The organism is Sphingomonas sp., from assembly GCF_041661825.1.
GTDB lineage: Bacteria > Pseudomonadota > Alphaproteobacteria > Sphingomonadales > Sphingomonadaceae > Sphingomonas.
This window is the reverse complement of the sequence record NZ_JBAZTU010000003.1, coordinates 287,964-310,762: the sequence shown is the minus strand read 5'-3', so window position 1 is coordinate 310,762 and position 22,799 is coordinate 287,964. Positions and strand designations below refer to the sequence as shown.

Genomic DNA, 22,799 nt, shown 5'->3' with positions numbered 1-22,799 from the left:
GTGGCAACGGCCTCAGCGGCGGACCCCGGCCGCCACGTCAACTTCGTGCCCGGCATGGTCCTGGGCGCCGACGATTATCGTCAGGAGTTCGCCTATCATTCGGCGCGCGACAAATGGATCGTCCGCGACTTCCTCGGCTATGGCACGCTGTCGGGCCTCGCCGTCTCGGTCGAGGACGACGGCCTGAACGGCCCCCGCGTCCGCGTCACCCCGGGCGCCGCCGCGGCACCCAGCGGTCAGCTCATCTGTGTCGGTCGCGAGCAATGCGGAAGCCTCAACGCCTGGCTGGCCCGCGACGAGATCAAGGAGAAGATCCGCCTGATGCTGGCCGATCCCAATGAGGATCATATCAGCCTCAACCTGTACCTCACGCTCTGCTATGTCGACTGCGCCGTCGCCGAGGTCCCGATCCCCGGCGAGCCGTGCCGCAGCGATGAAAACCTGATGGCCCCGTCGCGCATCGCCGACGACTACAGCATCAACTTCGCCTTCGAAGCCCCGCCGATGACCGAGGTCGAGGCGATCCCGGCGCTCGACACCTTCCTCGCCCAGCTCGGCACCGACGGCAGCAAGACCAATGATGCCGCCGGGCTGGCCGAGGCGCTGCGTATCGCCGAAATCCAGCTCCAGCTCGCGCTCGGCGTCTATCCGGCAGACGCGGCCGAGCCGGCCGCCGGCGACATCGCGCCGCTCCTGATCAATCCCGACCTCGGCATTCGCTTCCGCACCGCGCTCAAGACCCTGTGGGTGACGAAGATCCGTCCCAGGGTCGCGGCGCAGCGCTGCAACGCCGCATCGGTGCCTGCCAATGAATGCGTGCTCCTCGCTCAACTCTGGGTCCCGATCGTCAGGACTGACGAAACCTGGTCGGTCGACGGAGACTTCAGCGCCGTGGCGCTTGACGACAGCAGCCGCCCGGTGCTGCTCTCGGCAGGCATAGCCCAGTCGAGCTTCGGCGGGGTCGTCGTGGCTGATTCAACTGGCCAGGGCTTCGAGGTCCTCACCGCGAAAGGCCCGATCTCCGGCAAGACACGGGTCGCCATCGTCCGCTCCGACGTGCCGATCACGGTCACCGTTCCGGGTGCGTCCAAGAATTTCGGGGCGGAGCTCAGCATCAAGGCCGGCGGCAAGGCGGAGATCACCGTCGGCACGCCCAACAAGACAAGCATCGACGGCAGCAGCGAGCTCAAGCTCGCGGTGCGCGGCGCGGTCAGCCTGGTGTCCGACGGTGCCGGCACCTGGCACATCACGGGCCTGGTCAAATGAGCGACGGCGATTTCCTCGCGCTCGAGCAGCCGGTGAGCGACGGCGGCATCGAAAGCGTCAACTTCTTCAATGGCCGCCTGCTCACCGGCGGCGACATGCAGCGCGAGCAGCGCGCGCGTCGCGGCAGCGAAGCGCGGTTGGGCGAGGCGCTAGGGGATGGTATTGCCTTCGGGCTCGACGTGTCGGCGCTGCCGCCGGATGCCGATGACAGTCTTGCCTCGATCAAGATCCAGCCCGGCCTCGCGATCAGCCGCACCGGCCAATTGCTGCGCCTGACCCAGCCCGAACGCATCCGGCTGTCACGCACCGATTCGACCAGCTATGCCACTGGCGGCTGTGCGTTCGACGATTGCGTGCCGCTCGCGGGCGGCACCTATGTCGCGGGCGAAGGCCTGTATCTCCTCACCATTGCGCCGGCCGAGACCGCCGCCGGCCGGGCGCCCTCCAACGGGCTCGGTGCGACCGGCGCGCCCTGTGACATCGATCGGCGCATCGACGGCGTCCGCTTCCGCCTGCTGGAAGTGCCTTCCTCGCTTTATGCGGACCTGACCGTTACCGACCCGGGTTTCCGCAACGGCCTCGCCTATAAATGCTTCGGCCCGGGCGTGCTGGTCGATTGGGCAACGGCGCTCGTTGCCGGCGGTGCGCGTACCGATCCGTTGCTCGACAAGATGGCCAATTACGGCTTCAGCCAGCAGGAGGTCGCGCTCGCGCTGATCGGCTTCAAGGGCGCGGCCGAGTTGACCCTGCTCGACAGCTGGGCGGTCCGCCGCCCGCTCTCGCTCCCCGATTCCCCTGGCGCGTTTCACGGCGCCACCGCGCCGTACCGCATCGTCACCGGCCGCGCGATGCTGGCCCAGTTCCAGGCGCATTTCAACGAGTTGCGCTCCGCGAACACCCCCGCGCTCAAGGCCCGAACGCATTTCCCGCATTTGCCACCAGTCGGCATCCTGCCGCGCATGACCGCTGACCAGGCCAAGGATTTCTTCGGCGGGATGACGATCCGCGGTCCGGTCCATATCAACAGCGCGACCGTCGAGCAGCTGATCCGGGAAAGCCTCGCCTTCCCGGCGATCCGCTCGGCAAGCAACGAGATCGTCTGGCTCTACGCGGTCGCGGAGAACCTGATCGCGGGCGCCAAGGCAGCCGCGGATCCGGCCAAGCCCGACCCGTATCTGCTCTTCGCTTCGGCGAACATCGCCTTCCGCGGCGACGCCCGCTTCAATCTCCACCGCTGGAACTACGCCAACTACGCGCTCGGCGGCGGCTGACGCCGGAAAGGATCGATCATGGTTCAAACCACTTCAGACCCCGGCAGCATCTCAGTCCCGATGTCGAGCATCCTCGACGCGCTCGAAGGGGTGCTCACCGAGGCGGAACGCAACGCCCTGTTCGAACAGCTGATCGGCTTGCGCCCGTCAGGCGTCGCCCCGGGCGATCTGATCACGGCCGAGCTGTTCAACCAGATGCTCAGCGACATCAACGATCTGTCGATCCGTCTCGCCGCAATCGAGGGTGCTTCGGGCGGGCCGGTGATCGATCATATCGAGCCGCAAGGCGACAAGCCGGTAACGAGCAAGATCACGATTGTCGGCGCCAATTTCCGCCCCGACGATGTCGATACGGTCGTGTCGTTCGGCACCGTGAAGATCACCGACTTCTTCCTCGAATCCGATGAAATGCACCTCATCCTCCCCGTGCCGGTGAGCCTCCAGGGGCTGCCTGCCGATATCCCCGTAACGGTCACGTGCAACGGCAAGACGTCCAACGCCGTCAAGATCCATGTCGTGCCTCAGGTGATCACCCCCACCGGTTTTCCGCACGTGACCTATCAGGGCGCGGCGCTGCCCGTGATCGTGATCGGCACGACCTATGATCTTACCTGGCACATCCACAGCCAGGTCAATGTCAGCCAGACCTTCGATCTCATCCCGACGGTCAATGTCCAGTCGGGCACGGCCAATGCGGCGGCATGGCTCGCGGGGGTTCAGGTCATTCCGCCGGGACCGGTGACGATCGAGCCGGGCGCCTCGCTCGACATTGCGATGAAAGTGAAGGTTCCGGCCAATGCGGGCGTCGCGGATGTCGGGCTGCGCGCCGAAAGCACTACCGTCGATGTGATCCAGGGCCAGGGCGCCCCTCTCCACTTCGCGGTCGGGGATACGCCGAAGCTCCCGGATAACCGTGCCTTGCTGAGCGTGGCGCAGTTCGTCAGCTCGGCGAAGCTCAGTTCGCTCAACATCAACGGCGAGCCGAAAGGCTTCCGGATCGCCCCATCCCAGGTGAAGCTGGCGCTGCCGTTGCAGGTCTCGACCAACGCGCAGGGAAGCGGATTCTATCTGTTCGAGGGGGTCCCCGAACCCGGCACGCCATCCGGAGGCGGAGGGCCGCAAAATGGCCGGTGGACGATCGAGCCCACCTCGTCGAAGCCGGAGGACCTGGTCGAGGTGGGTGCGACGAAGATCATCCCCTATCAGCTGCAGATCAGTAGCTCGGCGGTCGCGGATACCGACACCGTCTCGCACATCCTGCTCAGCGCCATGCATTTCGCGACCCGGCAGAGCGCCCAGCCGGACTTCACCTCGTACGTGCGCATTCCGATCGCAGGCAAGTGACCGACCTAAAGGAGAAGAGTGATGAGCGCTGACAACAAGCTGGTCTTCGCCGATTTTGATCCAGTCACCGGCAAGCCGACACTTGACGGATTCGTCACCGTCGATGCCGGCGTCAACACGCCAGAGGCGGAGCCCGGCTATGTGAATGGCGGGAAGATGACCCTCGGCGGGGCGGGATTGCCCCCGGTGGTCATCCAGACGGTGAAGGACGGCGACACGATCGTCATCGGCATTTCTTGCCGAGGAGATTCCAGTTTCGACGATATCGACGGCGTCGTCGTGGCCTTTCGTCCGAGCGGCACGAGTTCCAACGGCGTGCAACGTCGCGTCGATGTTTTTCCCGTCTGGGGAGACGTGCCCGATGCCTTCGATCCGATGAACCTGGGCATAGGCTGGGGAGCGGCCAAGCCGGATCTCGACCCGATGCATGCGGGCGATCACCTCCCCGAAGCTCCCGACAATGCGACCTACGACATTCGCACCAACAAACCGTCGCATATCGGCCCGGTCTGGTATGCCCGCAATTCCGACAGCGGCAACTGGACGGTCGATCCGCCCGCGAACGTCGGCGACACCAACAAATTCAATGTCCGGGTGCGCTCATGGAAGCCCTCCGTCGATGCGCCGCCGCCCGAATGCGCCTGGAGCATCGAAATCCGCGTGCCGATCAACACTGCGGTGGGCGGTGCGGACTGGATCAATCTCAACGACGATTTCGGCCTCTTCGTCGACGTGTTCCGTGCCTGGCGGTTCGATGACGGCGGCGCGCTCGGCTATCAGGCGACCCAATTCCGCTTCCCGCGCAACGCGCTCGAACTCGAAGGCGTCATCGGCACATCGACTGATATTCCGGCGGCAAGCTTTGGCCATGGGCTCATGAAATCCGCCGTATCGCAAGGCGAAGGCGTGCGATTCAAGAATGGCGCGATGGGGATCGGGCGTCGCCCGAAGAACAATCCGGCCGCGCCGCTCACCAATGTCATCAGCGGCACGGAAGACAATGTGCTGGTCGCCCAGCTCGAGAATACCGGGCCGGCCGTCACCGATGTTCGTACCGAAGTCCGTTTCGCGAACTGGGGCCTGGGCGCTGGTCAGTTCACGGCATGGCACCCCGGCGCCTGCGATAATCCGTCGCCTCTGATCAACCTTGGTCTGGGGACATTGATGGCCCCTGCGTCCGGCGAGACTTTGCATGTCTGGAACGCCGGAGACGTACCGGACGAGTACAAGCCGCCGCATCAGCATCAGTGCATGTGGGTTCAGCTCGATGCGTTGACGGACGTCACATTCTCTCAATCAAGCACGCGGCGGAATATGGATTTCGCCGGCCTGTCCGAAATCAAGCGCGACGCGGAGATCAGCGGCGCCGGCTATCCCGAGCCCGCCGAGGGCGAACACGAATTCGTGCTGTTCACCCGCTGCCGCAAGATCGTGCTTCAGGAGTTGCTCAAGGACCCAAGGTCGATCGATCCGTTGACACTCAACCTTGTCAATGGCGCCCTGCATTTCGACGCCGGTGAAAAGCGCGACGTCTTCCTGGCCAGGGAATCGATGGTCAGTACCCAAGGCCAGCAATGGGTCGATTATGTGGTCTATCTCTGGATCACCGAGGGTTTCCGGCGAACCGGACGCACCGTCGAGATCAACGGCATCAAGGCAGAGATCCTCGACAATGCGCCCGGTGATTTCGGCATCGCCGCGCGACACCAGGGGGTCAACGACAGCCTTAACTGGTCGCTCTCGGGTGGCGGCCTTGTCCGCCATCGCGCGGGGATGGTCAGCCTGAAGGTCCCGCACAAGGGGACGGTGACGATCGGCGTGCGCATCTCGGCGAACCGGGACCAGGCACATGGCGATGTTTCCGAACTGCCCAAGGCGCCCCCCTTCCAGCCGATCAAGCCGCAGCGGCAAGAACCCGACAAGCCGGTCGAAGGGAGCGGGGGAGACGGGCCCGGCAATGGCGGCACCCGCCCGGACGATCTTCCCAAGGGCTGCCTTGCCTTGCTGATGGGCATCTTCGGCAAGAAGCCGGCCTAGGCCGCTCGTGGAGGCACCGCTCCTCGTCCATCATGCGCGCGTGGTCGGTTCCGCCGTCACGCGCGGTGATGTCGAACACTGGCTCGATCGCGTCCCGGTCGAAAGCCTGGGGCTCGGCGAGGGCGAGCTGTTCTATGTGCCCCGATTGCGCGTGCGCGTGCCGAACCGCGGTCGGGTCGCTGCGACGCCCATGCCCGATCGCATCCTCGCCGCGCTCCGGCAGCTGCTCGCCGGGGCGGAGCGTGGCTGGGGCCGGGGTTTCGTGCCCGACCGCCCCTATCGCTTCACCAGTCGCGGTACTTATTCCGCCTGGCTGGTGCGGTTGTGGATCGGCGATGGCTCGATCGCCGCGAAGGAGGCCTTTTGCCGGGCCACCGGCCAGGTGAGCCTTGTTGCCTGGCAGCGCGCCATGCTGCTTCGCGATGCTCCGGCGCTGGTGGCGACAATCGCGCGCCTGGCCGAAATCGGCATCGCCGCCCGCTGGATCGCCCGTTTCGAACCCACCGACATTGCCATGGCGCACCGAGGGATCGAGACCAGCTTCTCGCTCCCGCTTTCCGCCCCGACCAAATTGGAACCTGCCGCGCACCTGTCGGGCCATTTCCATATACCCGGGGCGCCGACCGCCACTCCTGTATTCCTCCTGGAGACCGTCGCCTGGCTGGTCGAGCACGGCAATGAGTGGCACGCCCTGCCCGAGCCCGCCCGTGCCCTGCTCCTCGCCACGGCGATACTCGCGCGAAAACCCGCGATCACATCCGGCCAGCCCATGGCGGTCGCCGCGGCGATCGCCAGGCTCGCCGCCCGACCCGCTCTCCATGCACCGGAAACGCTGGTCGATCCGATTGAGCCGCCCGCCCTTGCCGGCCCCACGCCGCGACCGAAGCCGCGCCAGATCCAATCGACCCGGTTGCGGCGCACGGCCAGCGTGGGTGAAAGCGTCAAAGCCACTCGGGTGCCCCTCGACCCAGCGCAAATTGCTGCAGCTTCCCACGCAGCAATCGAACGGCCATTCGCACCGCCGCCGGCATTTGCTGCGGCGGCAACAGACTCTATCCCGCGCCCCGTCCTGCCGGCCACCCTTCTCGCGCCGGACATCCGCTTCTCGACCGATTTCGGGGGCCTGCTCTTCCTGCTGAACGCCTTTGTCGCGCTCGGCCTTTACCCCGATTTTACGGAACCCAGGGGCAAACGCCTCGATCCCTCCCCGCTCTGGCTGGCCGACCGTATCGGCCGCTACTGGTTCGGTGCGCGCTATCGCCGCGATCCGCTCGCCAACTGGATCGCCGCCCATGCCGAGAGTGGCCGGCTGCCGCCGAACTGGCGCATCGAGCCCGACTGGCTGGCCGGTTTCGAAACCCCCGTCGCTCGCCGCCTGACACGTCGTCGTCGCCGAACCACCCTATGGCATCCAACGGGTTTCCCGCTCGTCGACGGCGGTGAGCGCGATCTACGGCCACGCGAGCGCCGCGCTCGTCTCGCTTCGAGGGCACCGGCGCGCCTCCCGCTGAAGGAGCGCTGGGCCGCCTGCCTTGCTCTCTATCTGAACGCCCGGCTTGAGCATCTAACCGGTTCCGGCCTCATGCTCCTGGCCCAGCCTGCGCGCATCGAAACCCGCGATCTCGACCTGCAGGCAGTCTTCGGCCTCGACCGGCACTCGATCGAACTCCGCCTCGCCGGGCTCGACCGCAATCCCGGCTGGCAGCCTGCGGAGGGGCGCTCGATCGCCTTCGCGTTCGAATGAGCACCCGCTTCGCCTCGCTCGATCCGGGCATTGCGAGCCATTTCCGGCTCATCCTGTTCGGCACCGTCCTGCGCCTCGCCGAATTGATCGCGCCGGATGATCGCCCGGCCTTCCTTGCCGACTATCTCGACGAATGTGCCGAACTCTGGGGCGGCCCAGGCTCGCCCGCTGCCGCCGAATGGGCTGCTGCCGTCGACGCCTGGGCAAGCGCTTCCCCCGGTCTTCCCTTTACGCGCCTGACATCCGGCCGTCCGACACTCCATCGCGACCTGATCGCGACCATCGCGCTGATCGAGGAAGATCCCGGCTTCGCCCTGTTGGCCGAGGCCACGCCCGGCTTCGCCACCCTGGGCGGCCTCACCGCATTGTGGCGCGAGGCAGTTCCCGGCCGCGAGGGCGGCGCGGTGCGCGATCTGCTGCTCGAGATGATCGCCGGCGGCGTCGTCACCGTCACGGATTCACAGGCAGCGCGCCCCGACTGGCAGTTGCGCCTCGCCAACCCGCTGCTCGACCTGTTGTCGGGCGCGCTCCCGCGCCTCGATGGCGCGCTGTTCGAGCCCTGCGGCACCCTCTCCGATCCGGATGGCTGGGTCGGCGACCCGGATCCCGCCAGCCTCGCTCACATGCTTGCCGCGAACCGCAGCGCCCTGTTGCTGGTCCGCGGCCCGCGCAGCAATGGCCGGCGTACATTGCTCCGCACCGCCGCGCGCCGCGCCGGGCTCAATGTGCTGACCGTCGCCCCCGCGCTGCTCACTGATCCGGCCTTGTGGCGCACCGCCGGCGCGCTCGCCCATGCCGGCAATGCCCTGATCCTGGCCGAGCTCCAGCCTGCCCCGGGCGAGACGATCGAACTGCCCTCACATCCCCTGTTCGCCGGCCCGGTCGGCGTGGTCACGGGCATGATCGGCGGTGTCCGCGCGGCCGGCACTGCCCCCACCATCATGATCCCGCGCCCGATGCCCGACGCCGCCGCGCGCCAGGCGCAATGGCGCGCCGTCGGCCTCGCCCCGCTCGCTGCCACGCTCTCCGAGCTCTCGCTGACCTCCGGCAATATCCGCCGCGCGGCCGAAGGCGCTGCCAGTCGTGCCACGCTCGCCGGTCATCCCGCCATCATGCGCGAGGATGTGATCATCGCCTTGCGCGATCTGCGCGATGCCGGCCTCGACGCATTGGCAACACCGATCGAGAACGGCGCGCCGGAGCCGCTCCAGCTCGAAACCCAGGACGCTGCCGAGTTCGACGCGCTGATCTTGCGCTGCCGCCACCGCGAGGCGCTGGGCGAGCCCGGCGGCGGTCGCGGCGTCCGCGCGCTGTTCGCTGGCCCCAGCGGCACCGGCAAGACGCTCGCCGCACGCCATATCGCTGCCGCGCTCGGCAAGGATCTTTACCGCATCGACCTCGCCGCCACGGTCAGCAAATATATCGGCGAGACCGAGAAAAGCCTCGAGCGCGCGCTCTCCGCCGCTGAATCACTGAATATCGTACTGCTGCTCGACGAAGGCGATGCCCTGATGGCGCGGCGTACCGACGTCTCGTCCTCGAACGATCGTTACGCCAATCTCGAAACCAACTTCCTGCTTCAGCGGATCGAATCCTTCGACGGCATCCTCGTCGTCACCAGCAACGATGCCGACCGGATCGACCCGGCCTTTTCGCGGCGCATGGACGCCGTCCTGACCTTCCATCCGCCCGACGAAATCCGTCGCCACGACATCCTGCGCCAATTGCTCGGCGAGCACCGCGTATCCCCCGGCCTGCTCCACGACATCGCCTGCCGCTGCGCCTTGAGCGGCGGGCAGCTCCGCAACGTCGCGCTGCATGCCCGGCTGCTCGCCTTCGATGCCGGCGTGCCGATCGGGGATGCCGATCTGCGCCACGCGGTGGTGCGCGAATATCGCAAAACGGGCGACTATTGCCCCCTGAAGCTGCCGCTCGCGGCCGTCGGCTGACATGGCTGAAAGCGCGCGCCAGGCGAAGGCCGAAGAAACGCGCAGCACCGTGCGCGCCACCCAGCCGGCCCGCGTCACCCTTGCCCGCTCGGCGCTCGATGGCAGTCGCTCCACCCTGCTCAGCAAGCGCACGATCCAGCCATCGCTGCGCGTCTCCCAACCAAGCGACGCAGCCGAGGTCGAGGCCGACCGGGTCGCCAGGGCCGTCGTCTCGATGCCGGCTCCCGCGCCGGATGCGACGCATCGCAGTGCGCCGATGCTGCACCGCGCCGCCGCACCGACCGCGAAGAAGGGCACCAAGGCCGCCGCCGGGGCCGACCCCGATGTGGAGAAAGAAGTCCGCAAGGCCGCAACCGGTGGTGCCGCGCTGCCGCCCAAGGTCCGCAAGACGCTCGAGCCGCGCTTCCGCGCGAGCTTCGCCGGCGTGCGCATCCATACCGACGGGAATGCCGCAAAGCTTTCCGCCAAGCTCGGCGCCCGCGCCTTCACTTTCGGCAACCACATCTTCTTCGGCGGCGGCGCCTACGACCCGAACAGCAAGGGCGGCATGGAACTGCTCGCGCATGAACTGACTCACACCATCCAGCAGGGCGAGACGATCCAGCGCAAGGCGGACCCGGCCGCAGATACGCAGGTCACCCAGCGCACCGAACGCCAGGCCAGCCGCCTCGGCCTCAGCGACGCGCTCAACTTCTTCGCCGACGCCGCCAATGCCATCCCCGGCTTCCGCATGTTCACCATCCTGATCGGCGTGAACCCGATCAACATGAGTGCGGTCGAGGCGAGCGCCGCCAACATCCTGCGCGCGATCGTCGAGTTCCTGCCCGGCGGCAACGTCATCACCCGCGTGCTCGACAGCTACGGCATCTTCGACAAGGTCGGCGGCTGGATCGAAGGCCAGCTCAAGTCGCTCGGCATCAGCGGGGCCTCGATCAAGGCCGCGATCGACAAATTCCTCGAATCGCTGAGCTGGAAGGACATCTTCAACCTCAGCGGCGTGTGGGAACGCGCCAAGTCGATCTTCACGGATCCGATCAGCAAGATCATCTCCTTCGCCAAGTCGCTGTTCAGCGAAATCCTCCGCATGGTCCGCGAGGCCGTGCTGCGTCCCCTGGCAGCGCTCGCGGAAGGGTCGGCCGGCTACCCGCTTCTAAAAGTCGTGATCGGCTTCGATCCGGTGACGGGCGAAGCGGTCCAGCCAACCGCCGAGGCAGTGATCGGCGGCTTGCTGACCCTGGTCGGCCAGGACGAGCTCTGGGCGAACATCCAGCGCGCCAAGGCGATCCCCCGCGCCTGGGCCTGGTTCAAAGGCGCGATGGGCGGCATCAAGGCGCTGGTCTCCAGTATCCCCAGCCGCTTCATCGCCGCGCTCAAGGGCCTCGAGATCATGGATTTCGTGGTGCTGCCCAGCGCCTTCATCAAGCTCGCCAAGGTCTTCGGCAACTTCATGGGCGATTTCGGCTCATGGGCGCTCGGCACCGTCATCGACCTGCTCAAGATCATCGTCGAGGTCGTGGCGCCCGGCGCGATGCCCTACATCGCCAAAGCAGGCGCCGCCTTCAACAAGATCCTCAAGAACCCGGTCGGCTTCGTCCAGACCCTCGTCAATGCCGGCAAGCTCGGCTTCCGCCAATTCGCGAGCAATTTCCTTACGCATCTCAAGGCATCGCTGGTCGGCTGGCTCACCGGCGCGATGTCGGGCGCTGGCGTCTATATCCCGCAGGGTTTCTCGCTCCGCGAAATCCTGAAGTTCGTCCTGTCGGTCCTGGGCCTCACCTGGGCGAACATCCGTGCCAAGCTGGTCAAGGCGACCAGCGAGACCGTCGTCGTCGCCCTCGAAACCGGCTTCGACATCGTCAAGACCCTCGTCACTGACGGGCCGGCGGCGGCGTGGCAGAAAATCCTGGAATCGCTCAACAATCTCAAGGAGATGGTGATCGAGCAGGTGATGGACTTCGTGAAGAGCAAGGTCGTGGAGGCAGCGGTCACGAAGCTCCTGTCCATGCTCAGCCCAGCCGGCGCGCTGATCCAGGCGATCATCGCCATCTACAATACGGTCATGTTCTTCGTCGAGCGGCTCCAGCAGATCGCGGCGGTGGCCGCGAGCTTCATCGATTCGCTGGCGACGATCGCCGCGGGCAATATCGGCCCCGCCGCCAATCGCGTCGAAAAGACCCTCGCCGGGCTGCTGACGCTGGTGATCAGCTTCCTCGCCCGCATCGCCGGGCTGGGCAAGGTTTCCGACGCGGTTCTCAAACTCGTCGCCAAGGTCCGCGCCCCGATCGACAAGGGGCTCGACAAGGCGGTCGCATGGATCGTCGAGCAGGCCAAGAAACTAGGCAAAATGCTGTTTGGAAAGGACAAGAAGCCGGTTCCCCCGGCCAAGGGCGACAAGCCGACGGACGGCGAGCTGGGCAAGAAGGTGAGCTTCAGCGCGCCCGATGGCGGCCACAAGCTCTGGGTCGATGTAAAGGGCGGCAGCGCCGACGTCATGATGGCGAGCACGCCCAAGAAACTCACCGATCATCTCAAGGACTTCAAGAAAAGCGCCAAGGACCTCGAGGAACCGGACAAGGGCAAGGTGCTTGCTGCGATCGGCAGTGCGACACCCATTGCCAAAAGCATCGAAAAAGACGCCAAGGTTGCCGCGAAAAAAGCGATCGGCACCGCGGAGCGCGATGCGCTGGACGACCAGATCGAGGCGCAGGAGGAAACGCTTCGGCCGTCCCTGGTCACCATCCTGGACACGCTGGGCGCCAAGGTGCCCGACAAGATGACCCTCGTACCTTGCATGTTCATGCGGGGGTTCAAGGCGAGCCATCCGGACCTCAACGGCGAATACACCGGACAGCTCAAGCGCCAGGAAGCCAAGATCAATGCCTGGAGCGTCCATATCTGGATGGAGCGCCGCGCCCAATTCGCCAAATTCTCCGCTCAGCCTGACGCCGACAACCTCGACGACAAGGCACGCAAGGCAGCCAGGAAAGCGATCGAAAGTGCTTTGGCAGAGCGTTTGACTCACCCGCTAATCGGCTCGAACCTGTTCCCGGCGGTGCGCCGCATTTCAGGCAAGGCGGGAATGCCGGGCGCGCAGTCGATGATCGAGAAGATCTTCGAGCCTTATTCGGACTCGACCAAACGCCGTGGCCTGGGTCAGGCGACGGCCGAGGCCGAAGCGAAGAAAGCGATGGAGGGGCAGGCCGTGCTCCACGAACCCGACAAATATGCGGGCGGTCGCTACAACAAGATCACCGACGTGGGCAGCAATATCGTCAATGGCGACATCGGTGCCAATTGGGCCGGCATGAGCCCCCGGGCGCCTGTCCCGGGTCGCCAGAATCACGTCGTGATCATCGAGGGCAAGATCAAGGATGAGATGAAGAAACTCAAGGTCGCTCGTGCGTTGTGGAGGCGAGTGGGAATGCTCGTACGACTTGACCACAATTGAAAGAAGTGACGCCATGCTATCGAAAGCCGCACGGAATTTCCTCTCTGCCTATAAGCCGGATGAGGCGTATCGTCCTTTCACTGCCAAGGATCGCAAACGGCTCGGCCGCAGAATCCCCAAGGTCATGCGCGAGATCCTCGAACGCGACGGCTGGGCGTCCTATAACGATCAGACGATATGGTCGTGCGATCCCGATGACTGGGAAGAGGCCGCACGGCCTTGGCTACCGGACGATGCGAAAGCCTGCGACGTGTTGTTGCGCTCGAGTTTCGGCGATCTGATCGCTTGGGATGGGGACCGATTCTGGCTCGTGATGCCGCACGATCAGGCACGCATTGGTCAAACGAGCGATCCCGATTGGCTGTTCAGTTCCACGCTTCGTCAGGACGATTTCCACTTCAATGATGAACTGCCTGGCGAAACTACGGCGGCGCGCGAGAAATGTGGCCCGCTCAAATGGAACGAGATGTATAATTTCGCGCCGGCGCTGGCACTCGGCGGCAAGCGCAGCGACGCGGAGATAGCGAAAGAGGATGCCCGCGTCGCGCTGTCGCTCTTGAGTCAGATGGCACCGATCCAGTCGGTGGACGCCTGAAAGCAGCGGTCCACGCAAGAATCCTGTTCACCGCGGCGCCGGATACTCCTCGCTATATCCCGTCCGCAGGTTGGTCACCGTCATCCGCCGGTCCGGCCACACCGACGCATCGAGCGCAAAACCGCCATCCTCCACGCCGTCCGGATTGGCGATGAACTCCGCCGGCCGGTTCACTTCGGGGCTCTTGGTCGCATAATGGAGCTGCCATACCACCGGATGGGACGGTGCCGCCGCGACCGTCTGGAACACCCGTGCGTCGCCGCCCTTGGTCGCGCCATTGGCCATCAGCGCGACGCGCGGCTGAAGCGCTGCCAGCAACGGCGGCGTGGTGCTCAACTGCGATCCGTGATGCGACACGACCAGCAAGTCGGCGAGCCCGAGCCGGTTCACCGGGCAGACCAGCCCGATCTCCACATCGGCGGTGAGATCGGCGAGACTCACGATCCGGGCCTTGCCATAGCTGGCGACAATGCCGATCGAGCGTGGATTCTCCTCGCCGCCATTGCCTATGTCGGGCAGCCTCGGCGCTTCGCAGCCCGGCGTCGGCCCGCCTGCCCCCTTGAGCGCCGCCGGTACAAGACCCCGATCGGCCGAGACGATGTCGAGCGTCAAAGGCCCGACCGTGATCCGGTCGCCTGCCTTCACGCTGCGATGCTTGCGTCCGTCGAGCAATGCCTCGTAGCGCGCATAGAGCGATGCCGTGGCAGTGGGCCCGGGCATCGTTCCGGCCGGCGCCAGCTCGCGATTGGGGCCATGGTCGATGATCTCGCCGACCGGCATCGCGGCCAGCAGATCCTGGATGCCGCCGACATGGTCGAGATGGTAATGCGTGATGATCAGGTAATCGATCTTGCTGACGCCCAGCGCCTTGGTCGCGGCGAGGATGCGGTTGGCGCTTGATTGCGCCAGCGGCGTGCCGCGGATCCCGGCCGGCCACCCGGCATCGAGCAGTACCGATCGCCCTTGCGGCGTGACGAACAGCGTGCCGCCCCCGCCCTCCATGTCGATCGACACCACGCGGAGCGGCTTGGCCGGTGCGTCCGCGGCCGGCAACGTCGCCGGCACGGCGAGCAGCAGGGCCGGAATGGCTGCGGCAAGCCTGCGTGCGATGCTGCCATGTCGGGTGATCGTCACAGACCTGCTCCTCTCGGGTATCCGGTCGTTTGGCCGGCAATCGCGTCCGCGGTTGGCGGCTGCGTCGTTTCGATCGCTCTATCGCTCCACCATGCACACCACAAGACTTGTATACAGAAATACGCATGGGGCGAAGCCGTTTGCGAGCCAGCCGGGATAGCCATAGTTCCGCAGACGAACGAGGAAAATTACGGCAGGCTGCGATTCCGCCCCGCGTTACGCACGCCACGCCCGTTCAGCGTTGTGCAATCTTGCATGCATGATTAGGGGCAAGGCGCGGCGACAAGCCCCGGGAAGCTGTCCCTCACTGGAGTTCATGTGACAATGCGGATCAAGCGTGGTTTTGCAGCAGGTGCTGCCCTGATGACCCTCGGGCTTCTGGCGGGCCACAGCCTGTCGGCTCAGCCACCGGTGACGATGCCCGATGCCCAGGTCCCGCCGCCCGGCCCGGCGCTCGACCTGATCAACAAGAATTGCAGCGGCTGCCACACCACCGCGACCATCTTCTCCCAGCGCAAGAGCGCGGACGACTGGGCCGCCACGGTCCAGCTGATGGTCGATCGCGGCGCCGAACTGAAGCCGGATGAGCAGGACGCCGTCATCGGCTATCTCACGAAGAACTTCTCCGACTCCCCGGCCGCGGCAACGGCACCAGCGGCCACCCCCGCTCCCTGAAACGAGAAAGGGCGGGCCGCCAGTGCGGTCCCGCCCTTTCCTTTCATGCAGGCGCGACTGGCGCCCTATTTACGAACGCCCAGCGCATAGACCCGCGCATCGTGCGACACGAGATACACCTTGCCCAGCGCCACGACCGGCTGGCTGAAATGCGTCCAGTCCTTGATGAGGTCCTTGCTCGAATAGAGCTGCTTCCCGGTCTCCGCATCGAACGCGTACAGGATGATGTTGCCGACCGGCGTCGAGCGAAATTTGGACGATGCCGCCGTCGCGCTGTTCAGCCGCGACCCGTCCGGCAGGGTCGGATTCTGCATTGCCTGGCCGCCCGTCTGCGTCGCGTAGACCACACCGTTCGCCACGACGGGCGGATCGGGCATGATCATGTTGCCGGAAATCCATTCCGGGTTCAGCGAAATCTTGTCGCCTTCGCTCACCACCTGGAACGCCATGATGCTGCCGTTGGGCGATTCCCCGGCATCGCTCTTGAACGCGGGCGCGAACGTCGAGCGCGGACCCCACATCGGCAGATAGAGGAAGCGTTTGCCCTCGGGATTCTGATAGGTCGTCACGGCGCCCCATACGCCCTGGCTCGGGTCGGTGCCCGCCGCTTTGTCATTGCCGAGCTGCGGCGACTTGTAGACGAACTGCTGATGGTTCTTCGCCTGTCCGCCGCCCATGTCGTTGGCGTCGAGCAGGTAGAGAACGCCTTCCTTCTGCGCCGTGGCGACCAGGGTCTTGCCGCCGAATGGGAACACCACCGGGCTGGCGGAGCCGGCCAGGTCGTGCGCGAAGATATATTTGAAATTCTCGGGTGTGAACGAATCCGCCACCCGCGTCGCCTTGGGCGTCAGCTTCATGATCGTGTCGCCCCAGCTTCCCGCCGGCGGATCGTACAGCCCGTCCGATGTCTGGAAGATCACTGTGTTGCCCGGCCCGCGGGCAAGCCCGCCACGGCCCCAGGGACCAGCCGGCCGGCCGCCGCTGGTATAGAAGCGGGTGAGCTCCGGCTTGGCGAGGTCACGCACGTCGACCGCAGTGACGGCGGACGGGTCGGTCATGACCGATGGCCCGGCCGGTGCTGCCGCCGCTGCCGCGTTGCGCCGTACGACCGCCCCGACCGCCGAGGCCATGGCCGATCGCGGATCCTGCACTTCGCCGCAGGCGCGCCCGCTGGTCGTGTAGACGATGTCGTCGATCAGATTGAGGCTCCAGGCGCGCGTGAACGGCGGCACCATCTCGATCGGCGCCATCTTCTCGGCGCCGTCGCCCAGGCTCAGCGCGCGCAGCTTGCCGTCGCTCGGGATGAAGAAGATCAGGCCGCGCGCCTTGTCCACCACCGGGGTCGCGTTCGCCGTGTTCGGGCAAAGCCAGGTCGCGTTCTTCTTTGCCGTGATCGGGTTGGGGAAGCTCTTCTGCCACAGCGCCGCCCCGCTATCGGCATCGAGCGCGAACAGCGTATCGTCAGCGCCGAGCAGGTAGATGACGTTCTTCGCGCCCTGCGGCGTTTCGACTCCGGCGGCGATGATCGGCGAGGTCAGGGTGGACAGCACTACATCGGTAACCGGTGTCGAAAGCTTGGTGCTCCATTGCAGCTTCAGCTTCGCCACATTCTTCTTGTCGAGGGTCTTTTCGCCCCGGTTCCACGCGGTCCGCTCCTGATCATAACCCCAGGTCGTCCAGTCGTTCGGCGCCTCCGTTGCAGCTGCAGCGGGCGCTGCCTGTTGCGCCTGTGCGGCGCCGGGGACGGCAGAAGCGGCAATCATGACCGGGACGAGCGGGAGATATTTTCTGGACATCGCTGCCTCTTGTGACGGGTGAAGTACGCCGTGAGAAAGGGCCTCTCAAGGCGACGCGAAACGCTCACCGGCGGCCTCTCCATCCGGTATACATGATTTGATGATGCACCGGGTTTTCGATGTCAATGTGGTTGTCCGAAGCCCGATGCCGTGGATTCCGAAACCTGATTTTTCGGCACGCCAGGGCGAATGGGAACGGTAACGCAGTCCAGTGCGTGCCGCTTGGGGCGGTGAAATAGATAGCTGATAAATCGTAATATTTATCACCGAAAATGGTCCGATCACGGCAGGCAAATCGCGCCCTTGTGGCCCCAAAACCACACCCTTCGACTCCGTTCCAAAAGCTCGAACACGTGAGTTGACGCCCCCTTTTCGGGATGTATACAAGATTCGCGAACAAGCCGAATCCGGCTGAATTCAGGTAGGGGATGCACGTTGTCGAAGGTATTGATGAATCTCGCCCGTAGTGGATCGAAGATGGCGCTGGGCACTGCCCTGTGCATCGCGGCCATGCCGGCCTGGGCGCAGACCGCGCCCGGCGCCGAGGCGACTCAGGTGACGCCGGCGGCACCGTTGCCCGCCGCAGACGATGAGAGCGCGGCCGAACCGCAGCAGGACATCGTCGTCACCGGCACCAGCATCCGCGGCGTCGCACCGATCGGCTCGAACCTCGTCGCCGTCGGCGCAGAGGCACTGCATGACACCGGTGCCCAGACGGTCACCGGCGCCCTCGCCTCGGTCCCGTCGCTCAGCGGCATCACCGGCCAGGGCAACACCTCGGCCTTCTACCAGCCCAGCATCCATCAGCTTGGCGCCAGCGCCAGCAACTCCACCCTGGTGCTGATCGACGGCCATCGTGGCCCAACGGGCGGCACCAACCACACTTTCCTCGATCCCAACATCGTGCCCAACATCATGCTGGAGCGCGTCGAGGTCCTCGCCGAGGGCGCCTCCTCGATCTACGGGTCGGACGCAGTCGCCGGCGTCATCAACTTCATCACGCGCAAGCGCTTCGACGGCATCCAGGCCGAAGGCTCGGTCACCTTGCGTAACGGCACCACCGGCTACCAGGCGGGCCTGCTCGCCGGCCAGACCTGGGATCGCGGCTGGGCGGTGATCGGCGCGCAGTACAGCTATCAGGACAATCTCCGGAACGCCGACCGCGACTTCACCTATCCGAACCATATCCCGCAGGGCGGCACCAATTTCCTGACACGCAACTGCTCGCCTGCGGCTCTTCAGCCTGGCGGGTCCGGCAACATATATCTGCCGCCCTACACCGCCACCTCGACCGCGAATAGCACGGCCAATTATCCTTGCACCAGCTGGGGTGTAACCGACCTCGTCGGCAAGGAAGAACGTCAGAGCGTGATGGGCAAGGTCAGCTTCGACGTCACTGACAAGCTGACGATCGGCCTCGATCTGCTTTATGCCCGCCGCCGCAACGATACGCTGCAAGGCGCCGGCACGGTCCAGGCGACGGTGTTCCGCACTGGTGCGCAAGCCAATCCCTTCTACGTAAATCCGCCGAACGTCGATCCCACCAAGGCCGACAAGCAGACCATTACCTGGGACGCGACGGATCTGGTCGGGCCAGCACATGGCCGCTCCGATTCCGATTCGATGTATGCCAACTTCACGGCCAGCTACGAGATTACGGATGACTGGCATGCCGATTTCCTGGCAAGCGCCGGCCGCGACGAAAGCACGACCTATACCACTGGCGTCATCAACAGCAGCGTCGCCAACCTGGCGCTGAACGGTACCACCAACGGTGCCGGCTCGCTGACCCAGATTTCGATCCCGGGCACGACCACCATCGTCACGCAATTGCCGCTGACGGCCGACAACGCTCTGGACGTCTGGAATCCTGCCGGCTCGACCAACCGGACGTCGGCGGCGACCATCGCGCGCCTGCTCGACAACTCCAACCGTCTGCGTGCGACCAGCGGCTATCAGCAGTTCCGGGCGAGCGCGAGCGGTTCGTTGTTCGATCTCCCGGGCGGCCCGGTGAAGATCGCGTTTGGCGCCGAACTGCTCAAGACCCAGCTCAGCCAGCTCGTAACGCGCGCGAACAACAGCGGCCCGGCCTCACTCGGCTCGCAGCAGCTGTTCTTCCCGTTCGATCGCACGGTCTATTCGGGTTTCGTCGAGCTGAACGTGCCGATCGTCTCGCCTGAGATGGACACGTTCATCCGCCGCTTCGATATCTCGCTCGCTGGCCGCTACGATCATTATGACGATTTCGGCGAGACGACGAACCCGAAGATCGGCTTCAACCTCGAGCCGATCCAGGGCCTGCGTTTCCGCGGCAACTGGTCGACCTCGTTCGTGGCGCCGCCGCTGACGATCATCGGCGACAAGTTCGGCGCCTTCGGTACCGCCGGTTGGAACACGCAGACCAACAGCATCTCGGTGCCCGTCGCTGCTTATCCCGATGTCCTTCTCATTCCGTCGCTCAACTGCGCTGGAAAGACGTTGTGCGACATCAGTTCGCTGCAGGGCATCCAGAACACGACCGGCGACCCCAATGCCGGTCCGCAGGAAGGTAGCGGTTGGTCGCTTGGCGTCGACGTCGAGCCGTCGCTCATCCCCGGTCTCCATGCCGCCTTCACTTACTGGAACACCAAGTTCACCGGCGGCGTGACCGGTCCGCAGCTCGCCAACGTCATCAACACGGCGTCAGCGCAGTACCTGCTGACTTTCTATCCGAACTGCGCCACCGCGGCGCAGATCGCGGCGGTGACGCAGGGCATTCCGCAGACCAACGCGACGGCGGCGTGCACGAACTACATCTTCCACACGCTGAACACGAACTGGCTGAACCTGGACATCTCCGGCATCGATTATCAGATCGACTATGATTACCGCACTGACAATGCCGGCACGTTCAGCATCGGCCTTTCGGGTACGGAATTCACCAAGTTCGATCAGTCGTTCGGCTCCGGCCCGAAATACAGCGTGCTCAACACTGCGGGCAACAACGGCACCTTCCCGTCGCTGAAGCGCAAGGCACGTGCTTATCTCGGCTGGGCCGGCGGTGCTTTCTCGGCGCGCCTGTTCGCCAACTATACCGGCGGCTTCCGCAACTGGTCGTCCAGCACGGTCACCCCGCTGACGCGTGACGCCAATGGCAACCCGAATGGCGGCGGCGACAAGGTGAAGGCACAGACCACGTTCGACCTGAACATGGCCTATGAGTTCAAGGGCGGCTTCCTGAACGGCTCGCGCCTGTCGGTCTCCGGCCTCAACATCTTCGATCAGGACCCACCCTTCTACAATACCGGCGCTGGCTATTACAGCCTGATCCACAACCCGTTCGGCCGCACCGTCACGGTCGCGCTGAAAGTGAAGTTCTAAGAGACCCCCCTCATGGCCCGCCTTCCCTTCTATCGGGGAGGCGGGCTTTTTTTGCTCTTCGGCTCTCGCGGAGTGAGGGAAGGTCCATGAAGGGACACCGCGGGGCATCCAGCCCATGCTATTCAAGGCTCCCGCACCTGTGCGGCGCAACAAGGTGGGTACATGCTGAAGATCGGGTTCCTGAGCCTCGCCCTGCTTTCCACCACGGCCCTGGCGCAGGACGGCACCGACTGGCCGACCTATGGTCATGACAAGGGCGCGATGCGCCACTCGCCGCTTGCCCAGATCACGCCCGCCAATGTGAACGACCTGCAGATCGCCTGGGTCTATCGGATGAAGCCGGCCCATACCGAGGCGGCAACCGATACGGGCGAAGCTGCCCGCCGTGCGGCCGAAGGTGCCGGTGCCCAGCGCGCCTCGCAATTTGCCGGTTCAGAGATGACGCCTCTGGTCGTCGGCAACCGCATGTATATCTCCACACCCTATTCCCGCGTCGCCGCGCTCGATGCGACCACAGGCAAGGAGATCTGGGTCCGCGAGATTCCCGGCCCCGGCCAGCCCTCGTTGCGCGGCGTCGAATATTGGGCCGGTGACGGCAAGACCGGCCCGCGCATCTTCTTCGGCACGCGCGACGGCCGGCTGATCGGCCTCGACGCCGCCACCGGCGCCTATGCGCTCGGCTTCGGCGGGAATGGTGTCGTCAACCTGAAGACCGACGAGATCATGAACGGGTCGCCGGCCGCGCAATATGGCATGACGACCCCGCCGATCGTCTTCAGGAACCTGATCATCACGGGTTCCTCGGTGCAGGAGAACCCGGCGCTCGGCGCCCGCGGCGACGTCCGCGCCTGGGATGCGCGCACCGGCAAGCTCGTCTGGACCTTCCACACCGTGCCCCGCAGGGGTGAGCTCGGTTACGACACCTGGGCAGCGGGCAGCACGGAGAAGCGCTCCGGCGTCAATGTCTGGGGCTTCATGAGTCTCGATGCGAAGCGCGGCATCGTCTATCTGCCGATCGGCGCGCCGACGCACGATCGGTATGGCGGAGACCGGCACGGCGACAATCTGTTCGGCACCTCGCTCGTCGCAGCCGATGCGGCCACCGGCAAATATCTCTGGCATTTCCAGGTCGTGCATCACGACATCTGGGACATCGACCTCGAATCCGCGCCCCTGCTGTTCGACGCGAAGGTCGGCGGCAAGACCGTACCCGCCGTCGCGGTCGTGGCGAAGAACGCGCTGCTGTTCATGCTCGACCGGGTCACCGGCAAGCCGATCCATCCGGTCGAGGAACGCCCGGTCCCGGCCAGCACCGTGCCGGGCGAGCTCGCCGCCCCGACCCAGCCCTTCCCGATCACCCCGCCGCTGGCGCGCACCACCTTCTCGATCGAGAAGGACATCGCCGATGTCACGCCCGAGCTGAAGTACTGGTGCGAGAACTGGATCAAGAGCAACAACATGGCAGAGGGCGTGCAGTATCAGCCCATGCTGCCCGATCGTCCGCTGATCGTTTTCCCGGGCACCGAGGGCGGCTCCAACTGGGGCGGCGCGACCTTCGATCCGAAGACGGGCTATATCCTCGTCAACACCAACAATTTCGGCCAGGTCACCACCATGGTGAAGACCGACGGCCCGGTCGCCTGGATGCCCGGCGGCGTCGGCGGTCGTTTCCAGCAGCCCGGTACCGGTCTGATGTGCCAGCGCCCGCCCTGGGGCCAGCTCAGCGCGGTCGACAGCAAGACCGGCAAGATCGTCTGGCAGAGCACATTGGGCATCACCGACAGCCTGCCCGAGGGAAAGCGCGACACCGGCCGCCACGGTACCGGCGGCGCGATCACCACCGCGGGGGGCCTGCTGTTCATCGGCTCCACCGACGATTCCCGCTTCCGTGCCTTCGAGATCGCGACCGGCAAGGAGGTCTGGACTCACAAGCTCGAGGCCTCGGCCCATGCCACCCCGATCTCCTATCGCGGCACTGACGGCCGGCAATATGTCGCGGTGGTCTCGACCGGCGGCAGCTATCATAACAGCCCGCGCACCAGCGATGCACTGACCGCGTTCGCGCTGCCGAAGGGCTCTGCCCGCTGATCGCTGAGGCGCGGCGATTCAACGTTGCGATATTTTGCTGCAGCCTTCCGGGCATCAGGGTGTGTCTCGCATCCTGGCCGCTATTTCTCATG

Annotated in this window: 13 protein-coding genes; 11 read left to right on the top strand and 2 right to left on the bottom strand. The window is 65.3% G+C overall.

Annotated features, from left to right (window positions below; all coding sequences use genetic code 11):
• The 8 genes from WC729_RS14355 to WC729_RS14320 are packed head-to-tail and all read left to right on the top strand — an operon-like array spanning position 1 to position 13,654.
• Positions 1-1,266: a hypothetical protein gene (locus WC729_RS14355; RefSeq protein WP_372853893.1), complete on the top strand. Its 1,266-nt coding sequence runs from the start codon at positions 1-3 to the stop codon at positions 1,264-1,266.
• Positions 1,263-2,537, top strand: coding sequence for a hypothetical protein (locus tag WC729_RS14350; RefSeq protein ID WP_372853891.1), 1,275 nt, complete (start codon positions 1,263-1,265; stop codon positions 2,535-2,537). The genes WC729_RS14355 and WC729_RS14350 overlap by 4 nt, the downstream gene beginning before the upstream one ends.
• 18 nt (positions 2,538-2,555) lie before the next feature.
• Positions 2,556-3,881 (top strand): IPT/TIG domain-containing protein, encoded by a 1,326-nt coding sequence (locus WC729_RS14345; RefSeq protein WP_372853889.1) that lies wholly within the window; start codon positions 2,556-2,558, stop codon positions 3,879-3,881.
• 21 nt (positions 3,882-3,902) lie between these two features.
• The gene (locus WC729_RS14340) at positions 3,903-5,918 is read left to right on the top strand and encodes a hypothetical protein (RefSeq protein WP_372853887.1); all 2,016 of its coding nucleotides are present in this window, start codon (positions 3,903-3,905) and stop codon (positions 5,916-5,918) included.
• Positions 5,919-5,925: 7 nt separating this feature from the next.
• Positions 5,926-7,662, top strand: coding sequence for a hypothetical protein (locus WC729_RS14335; RefSeq protein ID WP_372853885.1), 1,737 nt, complete (start codon positions 5,926-5,928; stop codon positions 7,660-7,662).
• Entirely contained in the window at positions 7,659-9,611 is a 1,953-nt protein-coding gene (locus WC729_RS14330) for an ATP-binding protein (protein WP_372853883.1), read from the top strand. Before WC729_RS14335 ends, WC729_RS14330 begins: the two co-directional genes overlap by 4 nt.
• 1 nt (position 9,612) lies before the next feature.
• Positions 9,613-13,059 carry a DUF4157 domain-containing protein gene (locus tag WC729_RS14325; protein WP_372853881.1) on the top strand — a complete coding sequence of 1,149 codons (3,447 nt, stop codon included), beginning with the start codon at positions 9,613-9,615 and terminating at the stop codon, positions 13,057-13,059.
• Between the two features lie 13 nt (positions 13,060-13,072).
• Positions 13,073-13,654 (top strand): T6SS immunity protein Tdi1 domain-containing protein, encoded by a 582-nt coding sequence (locus WC729_RS14320; protein WP_372853879.1) that lies wholly within the window; start codon positions 13,073-13,075, stop codon positions 13,652-13,654.
• A gap of 27 nt (positions 13,655-13,681) precedes the next feature.
• Here the strand turns inward: WC729_RS14320 and WC729_RS14315 are convergent, their stop codons facing one another.
• Positions 13,682-14,788 (bottom strand): ComEC/Rec2 family competence protein, encoded by a 1,107-nt coding sequence (locus WC729_RS14315; RefSeq protein ID WP_372853877.1) that lies wholly within the window; start codon positions 14,786-14,788, stop codon positions 13,682-13,684.
• 363 nt (positions 14,789-15,151) lie between these two features.
• On the opposite strand from WC729_RS14315, the gene WC729_RS14310 reads away from it, so the two are divergent.
• Complete coding sequence (locus tag WC729_RS14310) at positions 15,152-15,463, top strand: hypothetical protein (RefSeq protein WP_372853875.1); 312 nt, start codon at positions 15,152-15,154, stop codon at positions 15,461-15,463.
• 65 nt (positions 15,464-15,528) lie between these two features.
• Here the strand turns inward: WC729_RS14310 and WC729_RS14305 are convergent, their stop codons facing one another.
• Positions 15,529-17,259 (bottom strand): PQQ-binding-like beta-propeller repeat protein, encoded by a 1,731-nt coding sequence (locus tag WC729_RS14305; RefSeq protein ID WP_372853873.1) that lies wholly within the window; start codon positions 17,257-17,259, stop codon positions 15,529-15,531.
• Positions 17,260-17,694: 435 nt separating this feature from the next.
• Between WC729_RS14305 and WC729_RS14300 the strand changes: the two genes are divergently transcribed.
• On the top strand, positions 17,695-20,619 hold the full coding sequence (locus tag WC729_RS14300; protein WP_372853871.1) for a TonB-dependent receptor domain-containing protein: 2,925 nt from the start codon (positions 17,695-17,697) through the stop codon (positions 20,617-20,619).
• A gap of 162 nt (positions 20,620-20,781) precedes the next feature.
• Positions 20,782-22,707 carry a pyrroloquinoline quinone-dependent dehydrogenase gene (locus tag WC729_RS14295; protein WP_372853869.1) on the top strand — a complete coding sequence of 642 codons (1,926 nt, stop codon included), beginning with the start codon at positions 20,782-20,784 and terminating at the stop codon, positions 22,705-22,707.
• Positions 22,708-22,799: the final 92 nt, after the last annotated feature.